Raw genomic sequence first — 15,595 nt, forward strand, 5'->3', positions numbered from 1 at the left:
GTGGAGCCGGCCTTGTGATCCGCGGCGAATCGCTCCGGTGGGCGGACGATCCGGGTCACCAACTCGCCGCTCGTACCATGAGGGCGTGCTGGAGCGCCCGCCTGCCGCGACCATCCCCGATGTCCCCGGGTCGTACCAGTTCCTCGACGGCGACGGGCGGATCATCTACGTCGGCAAGGCCAAGTCGCTGCGCAGCCGGGTCGGCAGCTACTTCCAGAGTCCGGCGCAGCTCACGCCGAGAACCGCCCAGCTGATGGCCGTCGCGGCGTCGCTGGAGTGGATCACCGTGGCCAACGAGGTCGAGGCGCTGCTGCTGGAGTACAGCCTGATCCAGCGTCACCAGCCGCGCTTCAACGTGCGCTACCGGGACGACAAGAGTTACCCGTTCCTGTGCGTGACGCTGGTCGACGAGTGGCCCCGGGCCATGGTGGTGCGCGGGCGCAAGCGCAAGGGGAACCGCTACTTCGGTCCTTACGGCCACGCCTACGCCATCCGCGAGACCCTGGATCTGCTGTTGCGCACCTTCCCGATCCGCACCTGCTCGGACAACAAGTTCGCCGATCATCAGCGGCTCGGCCGGCCCTGCCTGCTGTACCACATCGAGCGGTGTGCCGGACCCTGCGTGGGGGAGATCGACAAGGAGCCCTACGACGACCTGATCGCCGAACTCCTGGACTTCCTGGGCGGCGACACCGACGAGATCACCGCACGTCTCGAGGCCGACATGGCCGCCGCCGCCGAGGGGTTGGACTTCGAGAAGGCGGCCCGTCTCCGCGATCGTCTGGCCAGTGTCCGCAAGGCCATCGAGCGCCAGGAGATGGTGGGCTCCCGGGCCGAGGACGCGGACGTGTTCGGCATGGTCTCCGACGAGCTGGAGGCCGCCGTCTCGGTGTTCTTCGTGCGCAAGGGCAGGGTCATGGGCCAGCGCGGCTTCATCGTGGACCGGGCGGAGGATCTCTCGGGTCCCGAACTGATGGGCAGGGTGCTGGAGCGCATCTACTTCGAGGAGAACCCGCTGGGGTATCCGAAGGCGGTGCTCGTCCCGGACTTGCCCGCTGCCGAGGACATGTACGCCGCCTGGCTGGGGAGCCTGCGGGGCTCGAAGGTGCAGATCAGGGTGCCGCAGCGGGGCACCAAGCGGCGCCTCGCCGAGACGGCCCGCCAGAACGCCGCCGACTCGCTGCAGCGCCACCGCCTGAAGCGGGCGAGCGACCACAACAGCCGCGCCCGGGCGCTGAACGAGCTGCAGCAGTACCTGGGGCTCCCCGAGGCGCCGCTGCGGATCGAGTGCTACGACATGAGCCACCTCGGGGGGCAGGACTACGTGGGCTCGATGGTGGTCATGGAGGATGCTCTGCCCCGCAAGTCGGAGTACCGCCGGTTCCGCCTCCGCAACGTCACCGGCAACGACGATCTGGCGGCCATGGAGGAGGTGCTGGAGCGGCGGCTGCGGAACTACCTCGACAGCCGCCACCTGCCGCCCGCCGAACGGGGCCGCTTCGCCTACCCGCCGCAGTTGCTGCTGGTGGACGGCGGCCTCGGACAGCTGGGGGTGGCCAAGCGGGTGCTGCTGCGCCTGGGCCTGGCGGGGGAGATCCCGGCGGCGGCGTTGGCCAAGCAGTTCGAGGAGGTGTTCGTGCCCGACCAGCCCGAGGCGGTGCGCATTCCCCGGCAGTCCGAGGCCCTGTACCTGCTGCAGCGCATCCGCGACGAGAGCCACCGGTTCGCCCTCGCCTACCACCGCCAGCTGCGCGGCAGGCGCATGACCACGTCGACACTCGACGGCATCGCCGGTCTGGGCCCGGCGCGACGCAAGCGGCTCGTGGCCGAGCTGGGTGGCGTGCGCGCCGTCCAGGCGAGTTCCCTGGAGGACCTGCAAGCTCTCAGCTGGCTGCCCGACACCGTCGCCGCGGCGGTCCACGCCAAGTTCCACTCCTGAACGGCTCGGTAGGCTCGGGGCGTGCTGGTCGTCATCACCGGGCTGTCCGGATCGGGGCGATCGGAGGCGGCCAACTGCCTCGAGGACCTGGGGTTCTTCGTGATCGACAACCTGCCGCCGTCGTTGATTCCGAAGGTCATCGAGTTGGCGGGCCCGAGCATCGACCGGCTCTGCCTCACGATGGGCACCGAGCGCTACTCCGAGGAGATCGGGCCGGCCGTGGCGGATCTCCGTGCCGCCGCCAAGGGAGCACCGCACTACAGCGATGTGCGGCTGTGGTTCCTCGAGGCGCGCACGCAGGTGCTGGTCCAGCGCTACGAGGGCTCGCGGCGCCGGCATCCGTTCGCCGTGCGGGGTTCGGTGGAGGAGGCCGTCGAGGCCGAGCGAGAGTCGCTCTGCGGGCTGCGGGCCGACGCCGACGTGGTGATCGACACCTCCGACACCAACGTGCACGAACTGCGCGAGCGGATCGTGCGCCTCATCGGCGACGCCGGTTCCCGCCTCCTGACGACCCGGGTGCTGTCGTTCAGCTTCCGTCACGGGCTGCCGGCGGACGTGGACATGGTCTTCGACTGCCGCTTCCTGCCGAACCCGCACTGGGAGACGGAGTTGCGGCCGCTCGACGGGACCGACGCCCGGGTGCGGGAGTACGTGATCGGGAGCGATCTCGGGAAACGGTTCGCCCGGAGTCTCGAGGAGCTCTACGAGCTGTTGCTGCCGGCATTCGAGGCCGAGGGCAAGACCTACCTGACACTGGCGTTCGGCTGCACCGGGGGAAGGCATCGCTCGGTGTGTCTGGCCGAGCACGCCGCGAGTGCTCTGCGGGGACTCGGATTCGATCCGCAGGTACAGCACCGCGATCTGCAACGCTGAGAGCCGGCGGCGCGCCGGTGCCCCGGAAAGTGCCTCGGTCGGTGCCGGGGACGGAACACGACGGAGGGATCCACATGACGGTGCGGGTGGGAATCAACGGCTTCGGGCGGATCGGACGCAACTTCTACCGTGCCCTGCGCGCACGCGAGGCGGGGATCGAGGTAGTGGCGGTGAACGACCTGGGCAGCCGGGAGGTGATGGCCCACCTGTTGCGGCGCGACTCGGTGCTGGGCCCGGCGCCGTGGGACGTCACCCTCGCCGATGCCGGCATCGCCATCGACGGTGACGTGCTCCCCGTCCTGGCGCAGCGCGATCCGGCTGCTCTGCCGTGGGGTGATCTCGGGGTGCAGGTCGTCGTGGAGTCGACCGGATTCTTCACCAGCCGCGACAAGGCCGCCGCCCATCTCAGCGCCGGCGCCGGGCGGGTGGTGATCTCCGCTCCGGCGAGCGGGGTGGACGCCACATTCGTGGTGGGGGTGAACGACGACTCCTTCGACCCCGACAGTCACCGCGTCGTGTCGAACGCCTCCTGCACCACCAACTGCTTCGTGCCGATGGTCAAGGTGCTGGACGACGCCTTCGGGGTCACGCAGGGCTTCATGAGCACCGTGCACGCCTACACGGGCGACCAGATGCTCGTGGACGGACCGCACGGCGACCTGCGGCGCACCCGTGCGGCGGCCGTCAACATCATCCCCACGTCCACCGGCGCGGCCCGGGCCACGGGCCTGGTTCTGGCCGCTATGCAGGGCCGTCTCGACGGCATCGCCCTGCGGGTCCCCGTGGCGGACGGATCGCTCACCGACTTCACGGCCACGCTCGAGCGGCCGGCGACCACCGAGGAGGTGAACGCCGCGTTCGCCGCGGCCGCCGCCTCGGGACCGCTGGAGGGTGTGCTGGAATACTCCACCGAGCCGCTGGTGTCCAGCGACATCGTGGGCTCGCCGGCGTCGTGCGTGCTCGACTCCGGCCTGACAATGGCCGGTGGCACGCTGGTGAAGGTCTGCGGCTGGTACGACAACGAGTGGGGCTACTCCAACCGCCTCGTCGACCTGGTCGGGCGCATCGGGTGCTGAGGAATCCACGGGCAGCGGCGGTCGGGTGGCCAGGTCCTGGATTCCGGCCTTCGCCGGAATGACGTGTCGGGGTGTCGGGAGCATTGCTCAGCAGTCTCCTAGCGGCGGCCGAATGATCTCGATTCTCCCTGGAAGCGGTTCTCCTCTCGTCACCCCGGCACGCCGCGTGAGCCCGGTACGCCGCGCCGTCATCCCGGCGAAGGCCGGGATCCATCGGACGCACGAACCGCCCGCAGTTGCACGAAGCGGCCGATGCCCACACCTGCCGGTCCCGGTGTGATGAGGCTGCCGACGATTCCCGACCTCGGCGACCTGGATGGGCGCAGCGTGTTGCTGCGCGCCGACCTGAACGTGCCGCTGTACGGCGGCGAGGTCGGCGACGACACCCGCATCCGCGAAGTGGTCCCGACGATCCGGACGCTGCACGAGGTGGGCGCCCGAGTGACGGTGTGCAGCCATCTGGGCCGCCCCGGGGGTCGGCCCGATCCGGTCTTCGACATGGCGCCGGTCCGCCGTCGTCTCGCCGAGCTGGCCCCGGGCGCCGAGTTGCTCGAGAACCTCCGGTTCGACCCGGGGGAGGAGGCGGGTGATCCGGCGCTGGCCGAGCGTCTCGTCGCCGGCCATGACGTCTTCGTCAACGACGCCTTCGCCGTCTCCCATCGCGCCCACGCCTCGGTGGTGGGATCGCCACGGCGGCTGCCGAGCGCCGCCGGACTGCTGATGCTGGTCGAGGTGGCGGAGATCCTCAGCCTGCGGACGGCGCCGCGGCGGCCTTTCGTGGTGGTGCTGGGGGGTGCCAAGATTGCCGACAAGCTGGGGGTCGTGAGGGCCGTGTGCGCCATGGCCGACGCCGTGCTGGTCGGTGGTGCGATGTGTTTCACGTTCCTGGCGGCCTCGGGGAATCGCATCGGTGACTCGCTGTTCGACCCCGACCACCTCGCGGATTGCCGGGCGCTTCTCGACGGCGGGTCCCCGCTGCACCTGCCGGAGGATCTGGTGGGCCTGGGTCCGGGTGGCCGGCTCGGCGACACACCCGCAGGCGGTGCGGTGCGGCAATTCGGTGCCGACCTGCCCGACGGCTGGCTGGGCGCCGACATCGGCCCGGGCACCGCAGCCTTCTTCGCGGACACGATCGCCGAGGCCGGGACGGTCTTCTGGAACGGCCCGCTGGGCGCGTTCGAGGATCCCCGCTTCGCCGCGGGCACCATCACCGTCGCCGAGGCCCTGGCCGAGACCCGGGCCCGCACGGTCGTGGGCGGCGGCGACAGCGGGGCCGCGCTGGCGTCGCTGGGCTTGACCGGTTCGGTGGGCCATCTCTCCACCGGCGGCGGGGCCTCGCTAGAACTGCTGGAGCACGGCGACCTGCCGGGGCTGGCCGCGCTCCGCGAATCCGCCGAGCGCCTGTCGTTGCCGACCCACGAGGTGGAGGAACGTGACTGACCGAAGGCCAGCAGCAACGGACCTGCCGTGCTAGCCCCCGGCCCGTGATGTCGGCCCCGGCCCGGATGTCGGCCCCTCCTGTCATTCCGGCGGAGGCCGGAATCCAGTCACCGCCCGGCTCGATCCGGGGATGCCGTAATCGGGCCTCATCCCGCCGCGTCATGCTGGCCGCGCCTCGATGCTCCTATGTTTGTCAAGGGGTGTTTTGGGTGAGCCAGTGTTGGTAGTTGTTGGCGAGGGCGGCGTTGTGGTGGGTGCCTCGTTCGAGGGCGCTGAGGCGGCTGGCGGGGCAGCCGATGGCTTCGGCGGCTGCGGTGAGGGTGATGTCGGCTTGGGTGCGCCGGCGGCGGAGGTCGCCGCCGTGGGGGACCGGTGGGGGGTCGGTGAGGGGCCGGTGGATCTCGCGGGCGATGTGGCGTTTGAGGCAGCGGATGATTTCGCGGGTGGTTTTGCCTTCGGCGCGGCGGCGGGCTGCGTAGGCCTGGGTGGGGGGGGGTCGCAGCGGAGGCGGACTGTGGCGGTGCGCCAGAGGGCGCTGTTGGCGTGGCGGTTCCCGCCGCGGTTGAGGCGGTGGCGGGTGGTTCGGCCGCTGCTGGCGGCGATGGGGCTGGCGCCGCAGAGGGCGGCGAAGCTGGCTTCGCTCCGGAGGCGGTGGGGGTTGTCGCCGGCGGCGGTCAGCAGGGCGGCGGCGGTCTCGGGGCCGACGCCGGTCGCGGCGAGGAGGGCGGGGTTGGCTTGTGCGCACAGGGCGCGGAGTTCGCCGTCGAGGGCGGCGATCTCGGCGCTGAGGGTTTGGTGTCGCCGGGCGAGGCTGCCCAGCGCGGTCGTGGCCGCGGCGGGGATGGCGTCGGCGCCGCCGGCGGGCGCCGGGGTGGCGCAGGCGTCGATGAGGGCGCCGCCGCGCAGGCCCCTGAGGTGGTCTTTCAGCTCCTCGGGGGCGGTGGTGAGCAGGCCGTGGAGTTGGTTGGCGGCTTGGGTGCGGGCTTTGACGGCGCCCCGGCGCGCCACGGTGAGCATGCGGATCGCCTCCACCGGCCCGTCGTGGGTCTTGGGCGCGGCGGTGGCGTGGCCGGCGAGCGCGGCGCGGGCGGCGGTCTCGGCGTCGACGGTGTCGGACTTGCCCCGCCGCCGGCGCTCTTGGCGGTTCGGGCGGTTCACCTCCACCACCCGGACGCCGGCCGCGGCGAGGTGGCGCGCCAGGCCGGCGCCGTAGCTGCCGGTGCCCTCCACGCCGACGCAGCGAGGGCGGCCCCACGAAGCCAGCCAGGCGGCCAGCTCGCCGTAGCCGGCGGCGTCGGCGGGGAACGACGCCGTCCCCAGCAGCGCCCCGGCGGCGTCGACCGCAGCGGCGACGTGGACATCGCGGTGGGTGTCGACCCCGCCGACGACCTCGGTGCGTTTCTCGGACATAATGGTGCGGCCCTCCTTCGAGCTCGACGGATCGGGGCGCCACCGGCCGGGACGGCGGACAGGACATTCACGACGCTTGGATCGAAGCTCCTATGAGGTCACGTCCGTCCGACCGGTCGGTGCGCGTCCCCGACCGGCAACGAGCCGACAGATCGAGAACAAGGCACCACAGCCAGCATTCCGGAGGGTCAGACCCACTGCCCGTCGGGGACACCGAACAGTATGAATGTCATTCCGGCGGAGGCCGGAATCCAGGCACAGCATGCTCCGGTCCGACAACGCTGGCCGTGAACGACGCCGCTCCGAACGCTGTAGACATCGTTGGCGGGACCCGCCGGTTCGACCAGGAGGTGCAGCCGTGACCAGTGCTCGCCGGCCGCTCATCAGCGGCAACTGGAAGATGCATCTCAACCATTTCGAGGCCATCAGCCTGGTGCAGAAGCTGTCGTACGCCCTGAGCGACGCCGACTACGCGGCCGTCGACGTGTGCGTGCACCCGCCGTTCACCGACCTGCGCTCGGTGCAGACGGTGCTGGACATCGACGACATCCCCATCCTGCTGGGGGCCCAGCACTGCCACGACGAGGACTCCGGCGCGTTCACCGGGGAGGTGTCCCCGGCGATGCTGGCCAGGCTGCAGGTGCGCTACGTGATCGTGGGACACTCCGAGCGGCGGGCGCTGTTCGGCGAGACCGACGACGGGGTGAACCGCAAGGTGCATGCGGTGCTGCGCCATGGCATGACGCCGATCCTGGCGGTGGGCGAGACGCTCGAGCAGCGGGAGGCCGGTGCCACCGCCGAGGTGGTGCTGGGTCAGCTCACCGCCGGCATGGGCGGCCTCACGCGCCAGCAGGCGGCCGGTCTCGTGGTGGCCTACGAGCCGGTCTGGGCCATCGGCACGGGCCGGGTGGCGAGCCCCGGCGACGCCCAGGAGGTCTGCGCTGAGATCCGCCGCCGGATCGGCGAGTCCTTCGGCGCGGCCGCGGCGGAAGGCGTGCGCATCCAGTACGGCGGTTCGGTGAAGCCGGTCAACGCCGCCGACCTCATGGCCGAGCCCGACATAGACGGCGCCCTGGTGGGCGGTGCCAGCCTCGACACCGACGACTTCGCCCGCATCGTGCAGTACCGCCTCGCGACCTGACAGCGAGCACTGGCGTGACGCCACGTCATCCCGGCGAAGGCCGGGATCCAGTCAGCGGCGAACCGTAGGGTCTTGGGCTTGCCGGACCGTACGGCCGTTAGGCGCTGGTATCGTTCCTGCGATGTTCATCATGGCGCTCGTCCTGCACGTCGTGACCACGGTCGGCGTCGTGCTGCTGGTGCTGCTGCACAGCGGCCGCGGCGGCGGCCTGTCGGACATGTTCGGCGGCGGCCTGGGTGCCTCGGCGGCCGGCTCCACGGTCATCGAGAAGAACCTGGACCGCATCACGATCGTGGCGGCGCTGATCTTCGGCTTCGTCACGCTGGCACTCGCCCTCATGATGGACACCTGAGCCGGCGCAGACCGGCATCCCCGTCGGAGTGGCGGAATTTGGTAGACGCGCATGGTTGAGGGCCATGTGCCCGCTAAGGGCGTGGGGGTTCAAGTCCCCCCTCCGACACCCCAGACCAGCACCCACATGGCCTCTGATCTGCGAATATGGTAAGCCGGTGGGATCTCACCACCACTTTGACTATCGCTCACGTCGAGGTAGTTGATGGCGATTTCACCGCTGGCCACGCCCACGGTGCAAGCGACGAATCTAGTGTCCTGAGTTCCAAGTTCATGAGGATATGGTGTGGCGTCAACCGTTCGCCTTGGCGCGAAACCGCTGTTGAGAGGCTTGCTGACCTCGCCGGACACCTCAGGCGAACTTCCGGCTCAGGACACTAGGAGGCGTTCAGGGGAAGTGGCGCCGGCTCACATCTGCCGCTGCTGCCTGAATGGGCTGCCACGATCCATTGCTCCCGGGGTGCTACCGGCGATGACGCTGTCCTGCTCATCATGTACAGCCCGCCCTGTGCCGCGCGGTATTCCGACATGGCACGCGCCCGGCGCAATAACCTGATTTTCGGACCCGGCCATGTCCACGAGGTTGCCGTAGCTGTCTAAGTCCGCGCTCTGGCGCGACGGTCACATCCGGCCACACTCGAAACCCCACTACAGCGGACTCGCGGGGCTTCGAGCCGCCACGGCGGCTTGGGCCATGCGCTCCGCACCCAACACCATGACGTGGAAGACCGCGCCTTGAGGTCCACCACGGTGTTGCCCGCGACAGTTGAGGGCTGCTACAGTTGCCTCGCTGCCTCGACGGTTGTTGGGAGTGGCGCAAGTACACGGAGGTCCGCGGCAGCGGGCACTACGACAGAAAGGTGATGCGATGAATCATCGCTCCGTTCAGGTTGCCGCGAAGTGGTCGCGGCGCATGATTGACCCCAATTTCCCTGGGGCCGAGACTCACTACATGTTGGTTCCAGCGAGTGAGTTGCCGTCTGGCTTGCCTTTGGATGCGAATCCGAGGGATCCGAACATCAACCGTCCGGTCTACCGGGCGATCTCCCAGTCTCTTCGCCAAGAGGATGACAGCGTTGATGGGAGCTTCCACCTCAAGCATCGGGGAATCACGATCGTCGCCTCGACCGTGACGAAGGTGGGCGACCCTCGAGATGACGGGCTCGACGTCTTCGAGCTTCACTTCCCCGACGATGGCATCTACGGGATCGTGGACGGGGGGCATTCGTACGAGATCGTGCAAAAGGCCAACGAGGACGATGCGATCCCCGAGAATGAATATCTCAAGCTTGAGGTCATCACCGGGCTTCGCACCGAGACTCTCGTGACTGAGATCGCCGGTGGTCGGAACACGAGCATGCAGGTGCAGGCGAAGTCGCTGCTCGATCTCAACAGGGAGTTCCAGTTCCTGAAGGATGAACTAGCCGCTGAGGGCTGGAGCGAGAACGTTGCCTGGCACGAAGGCGACAGCGGCGACGTGGACGTCGTCGACTTGATTGCCATCATCTCTTGCTTCGACATCGAGAGCTACCCGGGCCGCACAAGCCATCCCGTTGACGCGTATCGGCGCAAGAAGTCGATGCTGGACCGGTTCCAGACCGATCCGGACAGATACCGCCGGCTGACGCCGATCGTCCGCGACGTTCTTCAGTTGCACGACTGGATCTCGTTCGACTCCGAGGACCGCTGGCAACAGGTCGGAGGATTCTCGGGATCCGGCGGCAAGTACGGTCGGCTGGAGATGGTCGAGGTCGCCAAGACCGGAAGGCCAGACTTCTCGTTCACATTCCTCAACGGCGATCGTTCCCGGAAACGCCTCCGGCGCCCCGCCGTGTTCCCCATCCTCGCGAGTTTCCGCCTACTGCTGACACAGGACGCCACCGGAACGCCACACGGCGCATACAAGCCGGTGAAATGGCGGAGCGGACTTGAGGAAGTAATGGAACTCTGGGCACTCGCAGGAGGCCAACTGCTGCGAACGTTCTACGAACACTGGGACTCAACAGGGCGCGACCTTCATGCTTCGGGTCGATCTCCGGCGGTCTGGGGGTCGATCTACAAGGAACTGGCGGTGATTGACTTCGAGCGACGCGGAACGTAGAGAGACGAGAGCGGGGCACCCCTCTCGGGGGAGCGCGACAGGCTCGGTGTTCCTCCAAGAGGTTGCCCGGTGTCTCGCGCCGTCAGCACGCTCGGCGTATCTGGTCGATCAACGCCCGAGGCTTGCGAGGTCCAGCATGGCCTTCTCTGTTGCTTGGCGCCTTCTCGCGGCATGGTCGAACCCGACGGGCACCGGAGGATTCGGGCCGCGCGCTTTCGGCGGCGACTCCTCTAGTCTCCCCCCACTCGGACGGGGTGAGTGATGTCTCTGCAGCACGACTTCGAGTACAACCCTGCGCTGTCGGCGGCGGCGACGTTCTTGGCTGAGGCGGATGCGTCTCGGTTCCTTCTGGTGGGCGAGCCGCTGGATGCTGGTGAGGGTCTTCCAACGGGCTTCGAGGCCGTCGCGGAGTGCCGTCATCGTTCCGAGGGAGATGGGCCTGTCTCGCTGGCGCGGGGGAATTACCGGTTCCGGTTGAGTGACGGAAATGGGGTGATGCTCGTCACCGGTGGCGAATCTCCGGCGAGTCCTACTCGTGGGAATTGCACCCCTGATGCTTCAAGTTCTCTGGAGTGTGCCCGCGATTGGTTCGAGCATCTTTGGGTGGAGGCGGATCCGATCCCGGAACCGGGGTTCGAGGTGCACGCCGATGTGGTGGTTGTCCCGGGTAATCGGGAGACGGTTGTGCGTTCGCGGCGTTTCAGCGCCGGGTCGTGGCGGTACACGGTGCGGTTGGACGGCCGGATCCGTGAGGTGCTGGAGAGTTCTCTCGCGCCGGTGGTGGTTGAGGGCGATCCGTTGGAGTGGGTCTCTCGGCCGCCTGGCGGTATGCGGGGCGTTGCCGCGACGTTGACGCGGGAGAAGCTGGCTGAGCATCTCACGGACACGGTCTTTTCATTCCGGGCCAGCCGCACTGTCTTTCGGGCCTACCAGTTCCGTCCGGTGATCAAGATGCTCCGGACTGGCCGGCGCCGGCTGCTGTTGGCCGATGAGGTGGGGTTGGGCAAGACGATCGAGGCGGGACTTGTGTGGACGGAGTTCGACGCTCGCCGAGAGGCCGACAGGGTCTTGGTGGTCTGCCCGTCGGGGCTTGTGGAGAAGTGGCGCGACGAGATGTCCGAGCGTTTCGGTTTCGAGGTCGATCGTCTTGATGCCGAGGGGCTTGATGAGCTTCTGGAGCGTGCCGCGTCGGATCGGATTCCGGCGAGGTTCCGGGCTGTGTGCTCTCTTGAGCGGCTGCGGGTCTGGGACGGCTTGGAGCGGATGAACGATCTCGCTCCGAGGTTCGACTTGATCGTTGTAGATGAGGCGCACGCCTTGCGGAACCTCGGGACGCGCAGCTACGCGTTGGGCAGCCTGCTGAGCGAGTGGGCGGAGGTGCTCCTGTTCCTTTCCGCGACGCCGTTGAACCTCGGGAACGATGACCTGTTCAACCTCTTGCGGCTGCTGAGCCCGGACGACTTCGATGATCGATACGTCTTGCGGACGCAACTCGAGCCCAACGCCGTGCTGAACGACATCGCCAGGTCGCTCTTTGATCGCAGCGTGTCGAACCTCCAACGCAGGGAGCGACTGCGCGAGATCGGCGACCTGCGGTATGGAGGTGTGGTGGCGGCGCGCTCGGAGTACCGGCGGCTTGAAGCACTCTTCGAGGGCGAGCAACTGGGTCCCGCGCAGATCGCCGAGGCCAAGGGCCTGTTCGGTGAACTCAACACGCTCTCCACGGTGATCACGCGGACCCGCAAGGCCGAGATCGACGAGGACAAGACGATGCGGGAACCCAGGATCGAGGAGGTCGAGTTGACCGACGCGGAGCGCCGCCTCTACAAGGCGATCCACGACTGGCAGCTCAAGCGTGCCGCGGCCCGCGACATGCATGTGTACTTCATCGGCCAGATGGCGCTGCGGCTGGCGGGGTCGTGCCTGCAGGCGACCAAGAGCCACGTCCTGGAGCGGGCCGCCCGAGGGGCGTTCGAACGACTCGTCGACGAGGACGGGCTTATCGGCGACTCGTTGCCCTCTTTGGAGGAGGCAGCGGATCAGTTGGGCGCTGATCGTGTTGACGCAGATGCTTGGGAGGATCTTCCCCCTGAGGTGTTCGACGCCGCCAGACACTTAGGAACTGTGGACACCAAGTTCGACGAGTTCTTGGGAGCGCTGAACGAGATCGTCGAACAGGGCAGACAGGTGCTGGTCTTCACGTTTTCACGCCACACGATCGCCTATCTGCATGACCGCCTCGCAGGCCACCACCGGACGGGCCAGTTGCACGGCGGCGTGCCGCAGCGGGAACGTCGCTCGACGATGGCGCGGTTCCGAGACGGCGAGTTCGACGTGATGCTCGCCACGCGGGTGGCCAGCGAAGGCCTCGACTTCGAGTTCTGCGGAGCGGTCGTGAACTACGACCTTCCCTGGAACCCCATGGAGGTTGAGCAGCGAATTGGCCGGATCGACCGCTTCGGCCAACAGAATGAGAAGATCTACGTCCTCAACTTCCACACACCCGGAACCATCGAGACCGACATCATCGAGCGCGTCCACGACCGAATCGGCGTGTTCACAGAGTCGATCGGCGAACTCGAGCCGATCCTCCGGTCAGAACTCCCGCGTATCCGCCACGCGATGTTCGACTTCGCGCTGTCGCCCGCCGAACACGACAGAAGGCTCGACGAGGCTCTCGCGGCGTTCGAGCACAAAGCCAGGATCCGCGCCGAGGTCGAGGACGCGGCGGATTCCCTCAATGTGCTCGACAACGCCGAGGTGGACGGATTCGCCGAAGACGTGATCCGCAGCGGACGATATGTCGGACAGCCGGAACTCGTCTGGCTCCTGGAGGACTGGGCGGCAACCGCACCCGGGGCGGCCTGTCGCCGGACCGACGAAGCTGGAAGGCCCCTGTGGCTCCACGTCCGCGGCAACGCTGAACTTGCGGAGAATCTGCTCGGCGTCCAGGCAGGAGGCGAGCGATCGGCGTCGGAGATCGCGACGCTGTGCACCCTCCTGCAGAACGAGATGGACATTCCGCTCTGCCTCGACCAGGAGACGGCTCGGCGCCGAGGGGCCGACCTGCTCAACGCCAACCACCCGCTCGTGCGCGCCGCGCTGCGCACACCCGCCAGCGGGCAGACCCGGTTCGGCGCGCTCGGGATCGAGACATCTGACATTGAGGCGGGCGACTACCTGGTCCTCGTCGCGCTTGCTCGCTGGAACGGCGTCCGCCCCGCAGCCGAACTCTGGACCGCAGCCACCGACCGCGCCGGGCATTCGATCGGCGCCGCACCCGGCGACGCGCTGCTCGCCGCGCTCGCCGAGGCGGCACTCAACCCCTCAAGCCGACCCGCCAACGGTTGGGGGGAACGTCACGTGCTCGTGTGCCGCAGCCAACTGGAGAGACGCCACACCGCTGAGGACGAACGGCGCAGAGCCGACAACGAGAGAATGATCTCGGCGCGACGGATCAGCATCGAAGAGTCCTTCGACCGGAGGGTCGCCGACATCGACAAGCGCATCCAGACCCTTCGAGCCGAGGGGCAACCGGCGACCATCCACCTGTTCGAGAGCCAGCGCCGCACCCAGGACTACCGCCGCAGCCAAGCCCTGCAGAGACTCGAAGAGGCGCGGACGGGATCACTTGAACTGGAATACGTCGCGCTCTGTGCACTGGAGGTGTCACCGTGACCTCCTCACAATGGCGGCAAGACCAAGTCAACTCCGAGCAGGCTGTCAACGAGGAATACCTCCACAAGGCCAAGCGCCAACAAAGATCCTTCCTCGACAGGGCCCACGGCGTGTCGACACCGAGGAACACCATCTGGTCAGCGTCCACTCCCAGGATCCCAGGGTCGGCTCGGGCCTCAATCGGGCCGCTGACCGGGCGCGTGGCGCTCGACTACGAGGACCCCGATCTCGGGGCGAGCTTCTACGTCGGTGACTACTACACCGAGTTGGATCAAGCAGTGGTGATCAGTTGGATTGCCAAGTCGGCCAGGCTGCTCTTCGCGGGACGCGACTCGTCCTGGCACGACCCCGACCCGCGCCGCCGACTCGCCGGGCGAAGGTTCCGACACGACGGCGACGTCATCGTCGACTTCCGCGATGACGTCGAACCGAGCGCCGACGCGGCGACTGTGTTCGCGTCACGATCCCGGACTCTCGATGTCGCCCGACCCCCCGCGCGCCGCGCCCCAGACGGCGATCCGGCGACCACAACCGAGCCGACTCCCCCCATTCATACCCCCGACGTCGACCCTGCAGGCGATCCGCCGAGACCCGAGGAGCCTACGATCACGTCTGCAGCACCGCCGAGCCAGCGCCGAACTGAGGACGTGCCCGAACCCCCACACAAACCGATCGAGGCCGAACCGCCAAGGAACGAGCCGCCGCCTGTGGGAGCGCCCACCGCCCCGACTCCGCCCGCCGCGGATCGCCTGCGGGCTCGTGGCCTCGTGATGGAGGAGATCGCGAAGCCGCGCTCGGATCGCCTGCACTCAGTCCTGCGAACACTCCAGCCCGACCAACACCGCCTCGTCACCTCGCCCGCGACCGAACACCTCGCCGTGCAAGGCCACCCCGGCACCGGCAAGACGATCGTCGCCACCCACCGGGCTGCATATCTCACACACCTCGACCACGATCGCGACCCGAGCCAGGCCCACGTTCGACTGACCAGTGTCGGGCTGGTCGGACCCACCGACGCCTGGGCGTCGTACGTGCGACAGGTGCTCGACGACATCGGCGCCCACGGCGTCGAAGTCATCAGCATGCAAAGGCTCATCCGGGAACTCTCCGGCAGGCTCGACCACCCACTGCACCACAAGGACGAGCGCTATTTCCACAGCGACGCCAAGAACGTGGTTCTCGCCAACGAGACAGCTCGCCGCCTCAAGGCAGACCTCTCCCGTGTGTCTGACAGGAAACGACGGATGCAGATCGTCGCCGAGGGCATCATCGACGCCTGCCGAACGGATCGATCTGTCGCGGACCGACTCGACGACGAACAGCACCGAGCGTGGTTGGCAGAGGCCCGGAACTACGTCGGCGCCCGCCGCGACAAGTCGTACCTACTCTTCCTCGCTGGAATCGGCATGTCTATCGACCTCTGCGGCAACAAGGGGAGATACCAGCATCTGATCGTCGACGAAGTGCAGGACATTCGCCCTGCCGAGTGGTGGATTCTCAGCACCCTGCTGAGACGAGGCGGACGGTGGTCACTGTTCGGCGACATGAACCAACGACGCGCCGACCACACATCAGGAACCTGGGAG

General features: G+C 68.1%; 9 protein-coding genes, 1 tRNA gene and 1 pseudogene. 10 read left to right on the forward strand and 1 reads right to left on the reverse strand.

The window, feature by feature from the left end; genetic code table 11:
* Positions 1–85: 85 nt before the first annotated feature.
* From uvrC to OXG55_17115, 4 genes are all read left to right on the forward strand, one after another.
* A complete protein-coding gene (gene uvrC / locus OXG55_17100; protein ID MCY4104956.1) occupies positions 86–1,939 on the forward strand; it encodes an excinuclease ABC subunit UvrC in 1,854 nt (617 codons plus the stop codon).
* Positions 1,940–1,960: 21 nt separating this feature from the next.
* Positions 1,961–2,812 (forward strand): RNase adapter RapZ, encoded by an 852-nt coding sequence (gene rapZ, locus OXG55_17105; protein ID MCY4104957.1) that lies wholly within the window; start codon positions 1,961–1,963, stop codon positions 2,810–2,812.
* 74 nt (positions 2,813–2,886) lie between these two features.
* Positions 2,887–3,888 carry a type I glyceraldehyde-3-phosphate dehydrogenase gene (gene gap, locus OXG55_17110; protein ID MCY4104958.1) on the forward strand — a complete coding sequence of 334 codons (1,002 nt, stop codon included), beginning with the start codon at positions 2,887–2,889 and terminating at the stop codon, positions 3,886–3,888.
* 279 nt (positions 3,889–4,167) lie between these two features.
* Positions 4,168–5,328 (forward strand): phosphoglycerate kinase, encoded by a 1,161-nt coding sequence (locus OXG55_17115; protein MCY4104959.1) that lies wholly within the window; start codon positions 4,168–4,170, stop codon positions 5,326–5,328.
* 193 nt (positions 5,329–5,521) lie between these two features.
* Here OXG55_17115 and OXG55_17120 read toward each other — a convergent pair.
* Positions 5,522–6,738 (reverse strand): annotated as a pseudogene (locus OXG55_17120) (IS110 family transposase).
* A gap of 358 nt (positions 6,739–7,096) precedes the next feature.
* On the opposite strand from OXG55_17120, the gene tpiA reads away from it, so the two are divergent.
* From tpiA to OXG55_17150, 6 genes are all read left to right on the forward strand, one after another.
* Complete coding sequence (gene tpiA / locus OXG55_17125) at positions 7,097–7,879, forward strand: triose-phosphate isomerase (GenBank protein MCY4104960.1); 783 nt, start codon at positions 7,097–7,099, stop codon at positions 7,877–7,879.
* Positions 7,880–8,000: 121 nt separating this feature from the next.
* Positions 8,001–8,231 (forward strand): preprotein translocase subunit SecG, encoded by a 231-nt coding sequence (gene secG, locus OXG55_17130; protein MCY4104961.1) that lies wholly within the window; start codon positions 8,001–8,003, stop codon positions 8,229–8,231.
* A gap of 22 nt (positions 8,232–8,253) precedes the next feature.
* Positions 8,254–8,339 (forward strand) — tRNA-Leu (locus OXG55_17135).
* 759 nt (positions 8,340–9,098) lie between these two features.
* Positions 9,099–10,331: an AIPR family protein gene (locus OXG55_17140; protein ID MCY4104962.1), complete on the forward strand. Its 1,233-nt coding sequence runs from the start codon at positions 9,099–9,101 to the stop codon at positions 10,329–10,331.
* 603 nt (positions 10,332–10,934) lie between these two features.
* Positions 10,935–14,009, forward strand: coding sequence for a helicase-related protein (locus OXG55_17145; GenBank protein MCY4104963.1), 3,075 nt, complete (start codon positions 10,935–10,937; stop codon positions 14,007–14,009).
* Positions 14,006–15,595 (forward strand): AAA family ATPase (locus OXG55_17150; protein ID MCY4104964.1); only part of this gene is annotated, 1,590 nt, incomplete at its 3' end. The genes OXG55_17145 and OXG55_17150, both read left to right, overlap by 4 nt.

Source organism: bacterium, assembly GCA_026708055.1.
GTDB lineage: Bacteria > Actinomycetota > Acidimicrobiia > Acidimicrobiales > CATQHL01 > VXNF01.

Excerpts from the sequence above, each read along its gene's own strand:
- secG (MCY4104961.1), top strand. The coding sequence starts at position 8,001 with ATGTTCATCATGGCGCTCGTCCTGCACGTCGTGACCACGGTCGGCGTC.
- OXG55_17140 (MCY4104962.1), top strand. The coding sequence starts at position 9,099 with ATGAATCATCGCTCCGTTCAGGTTGCCGCGAAGTGGTCGCGGCGCATG.
- OXG55_17115 (MCY4104959.1), top strand. The coding sequence starts at position 4,168 with ATGAGGCTGCCGACGATTCCCGACCTCGGCGACCTGGATGGGCGCAGC.
- gap (MCY4104958.1), top strand. The coding sequence starts at position 2,887 with ATGACGGTGCGGGTGGGAATCAACGGCTTCGGGCGGATCGGACGCAAC.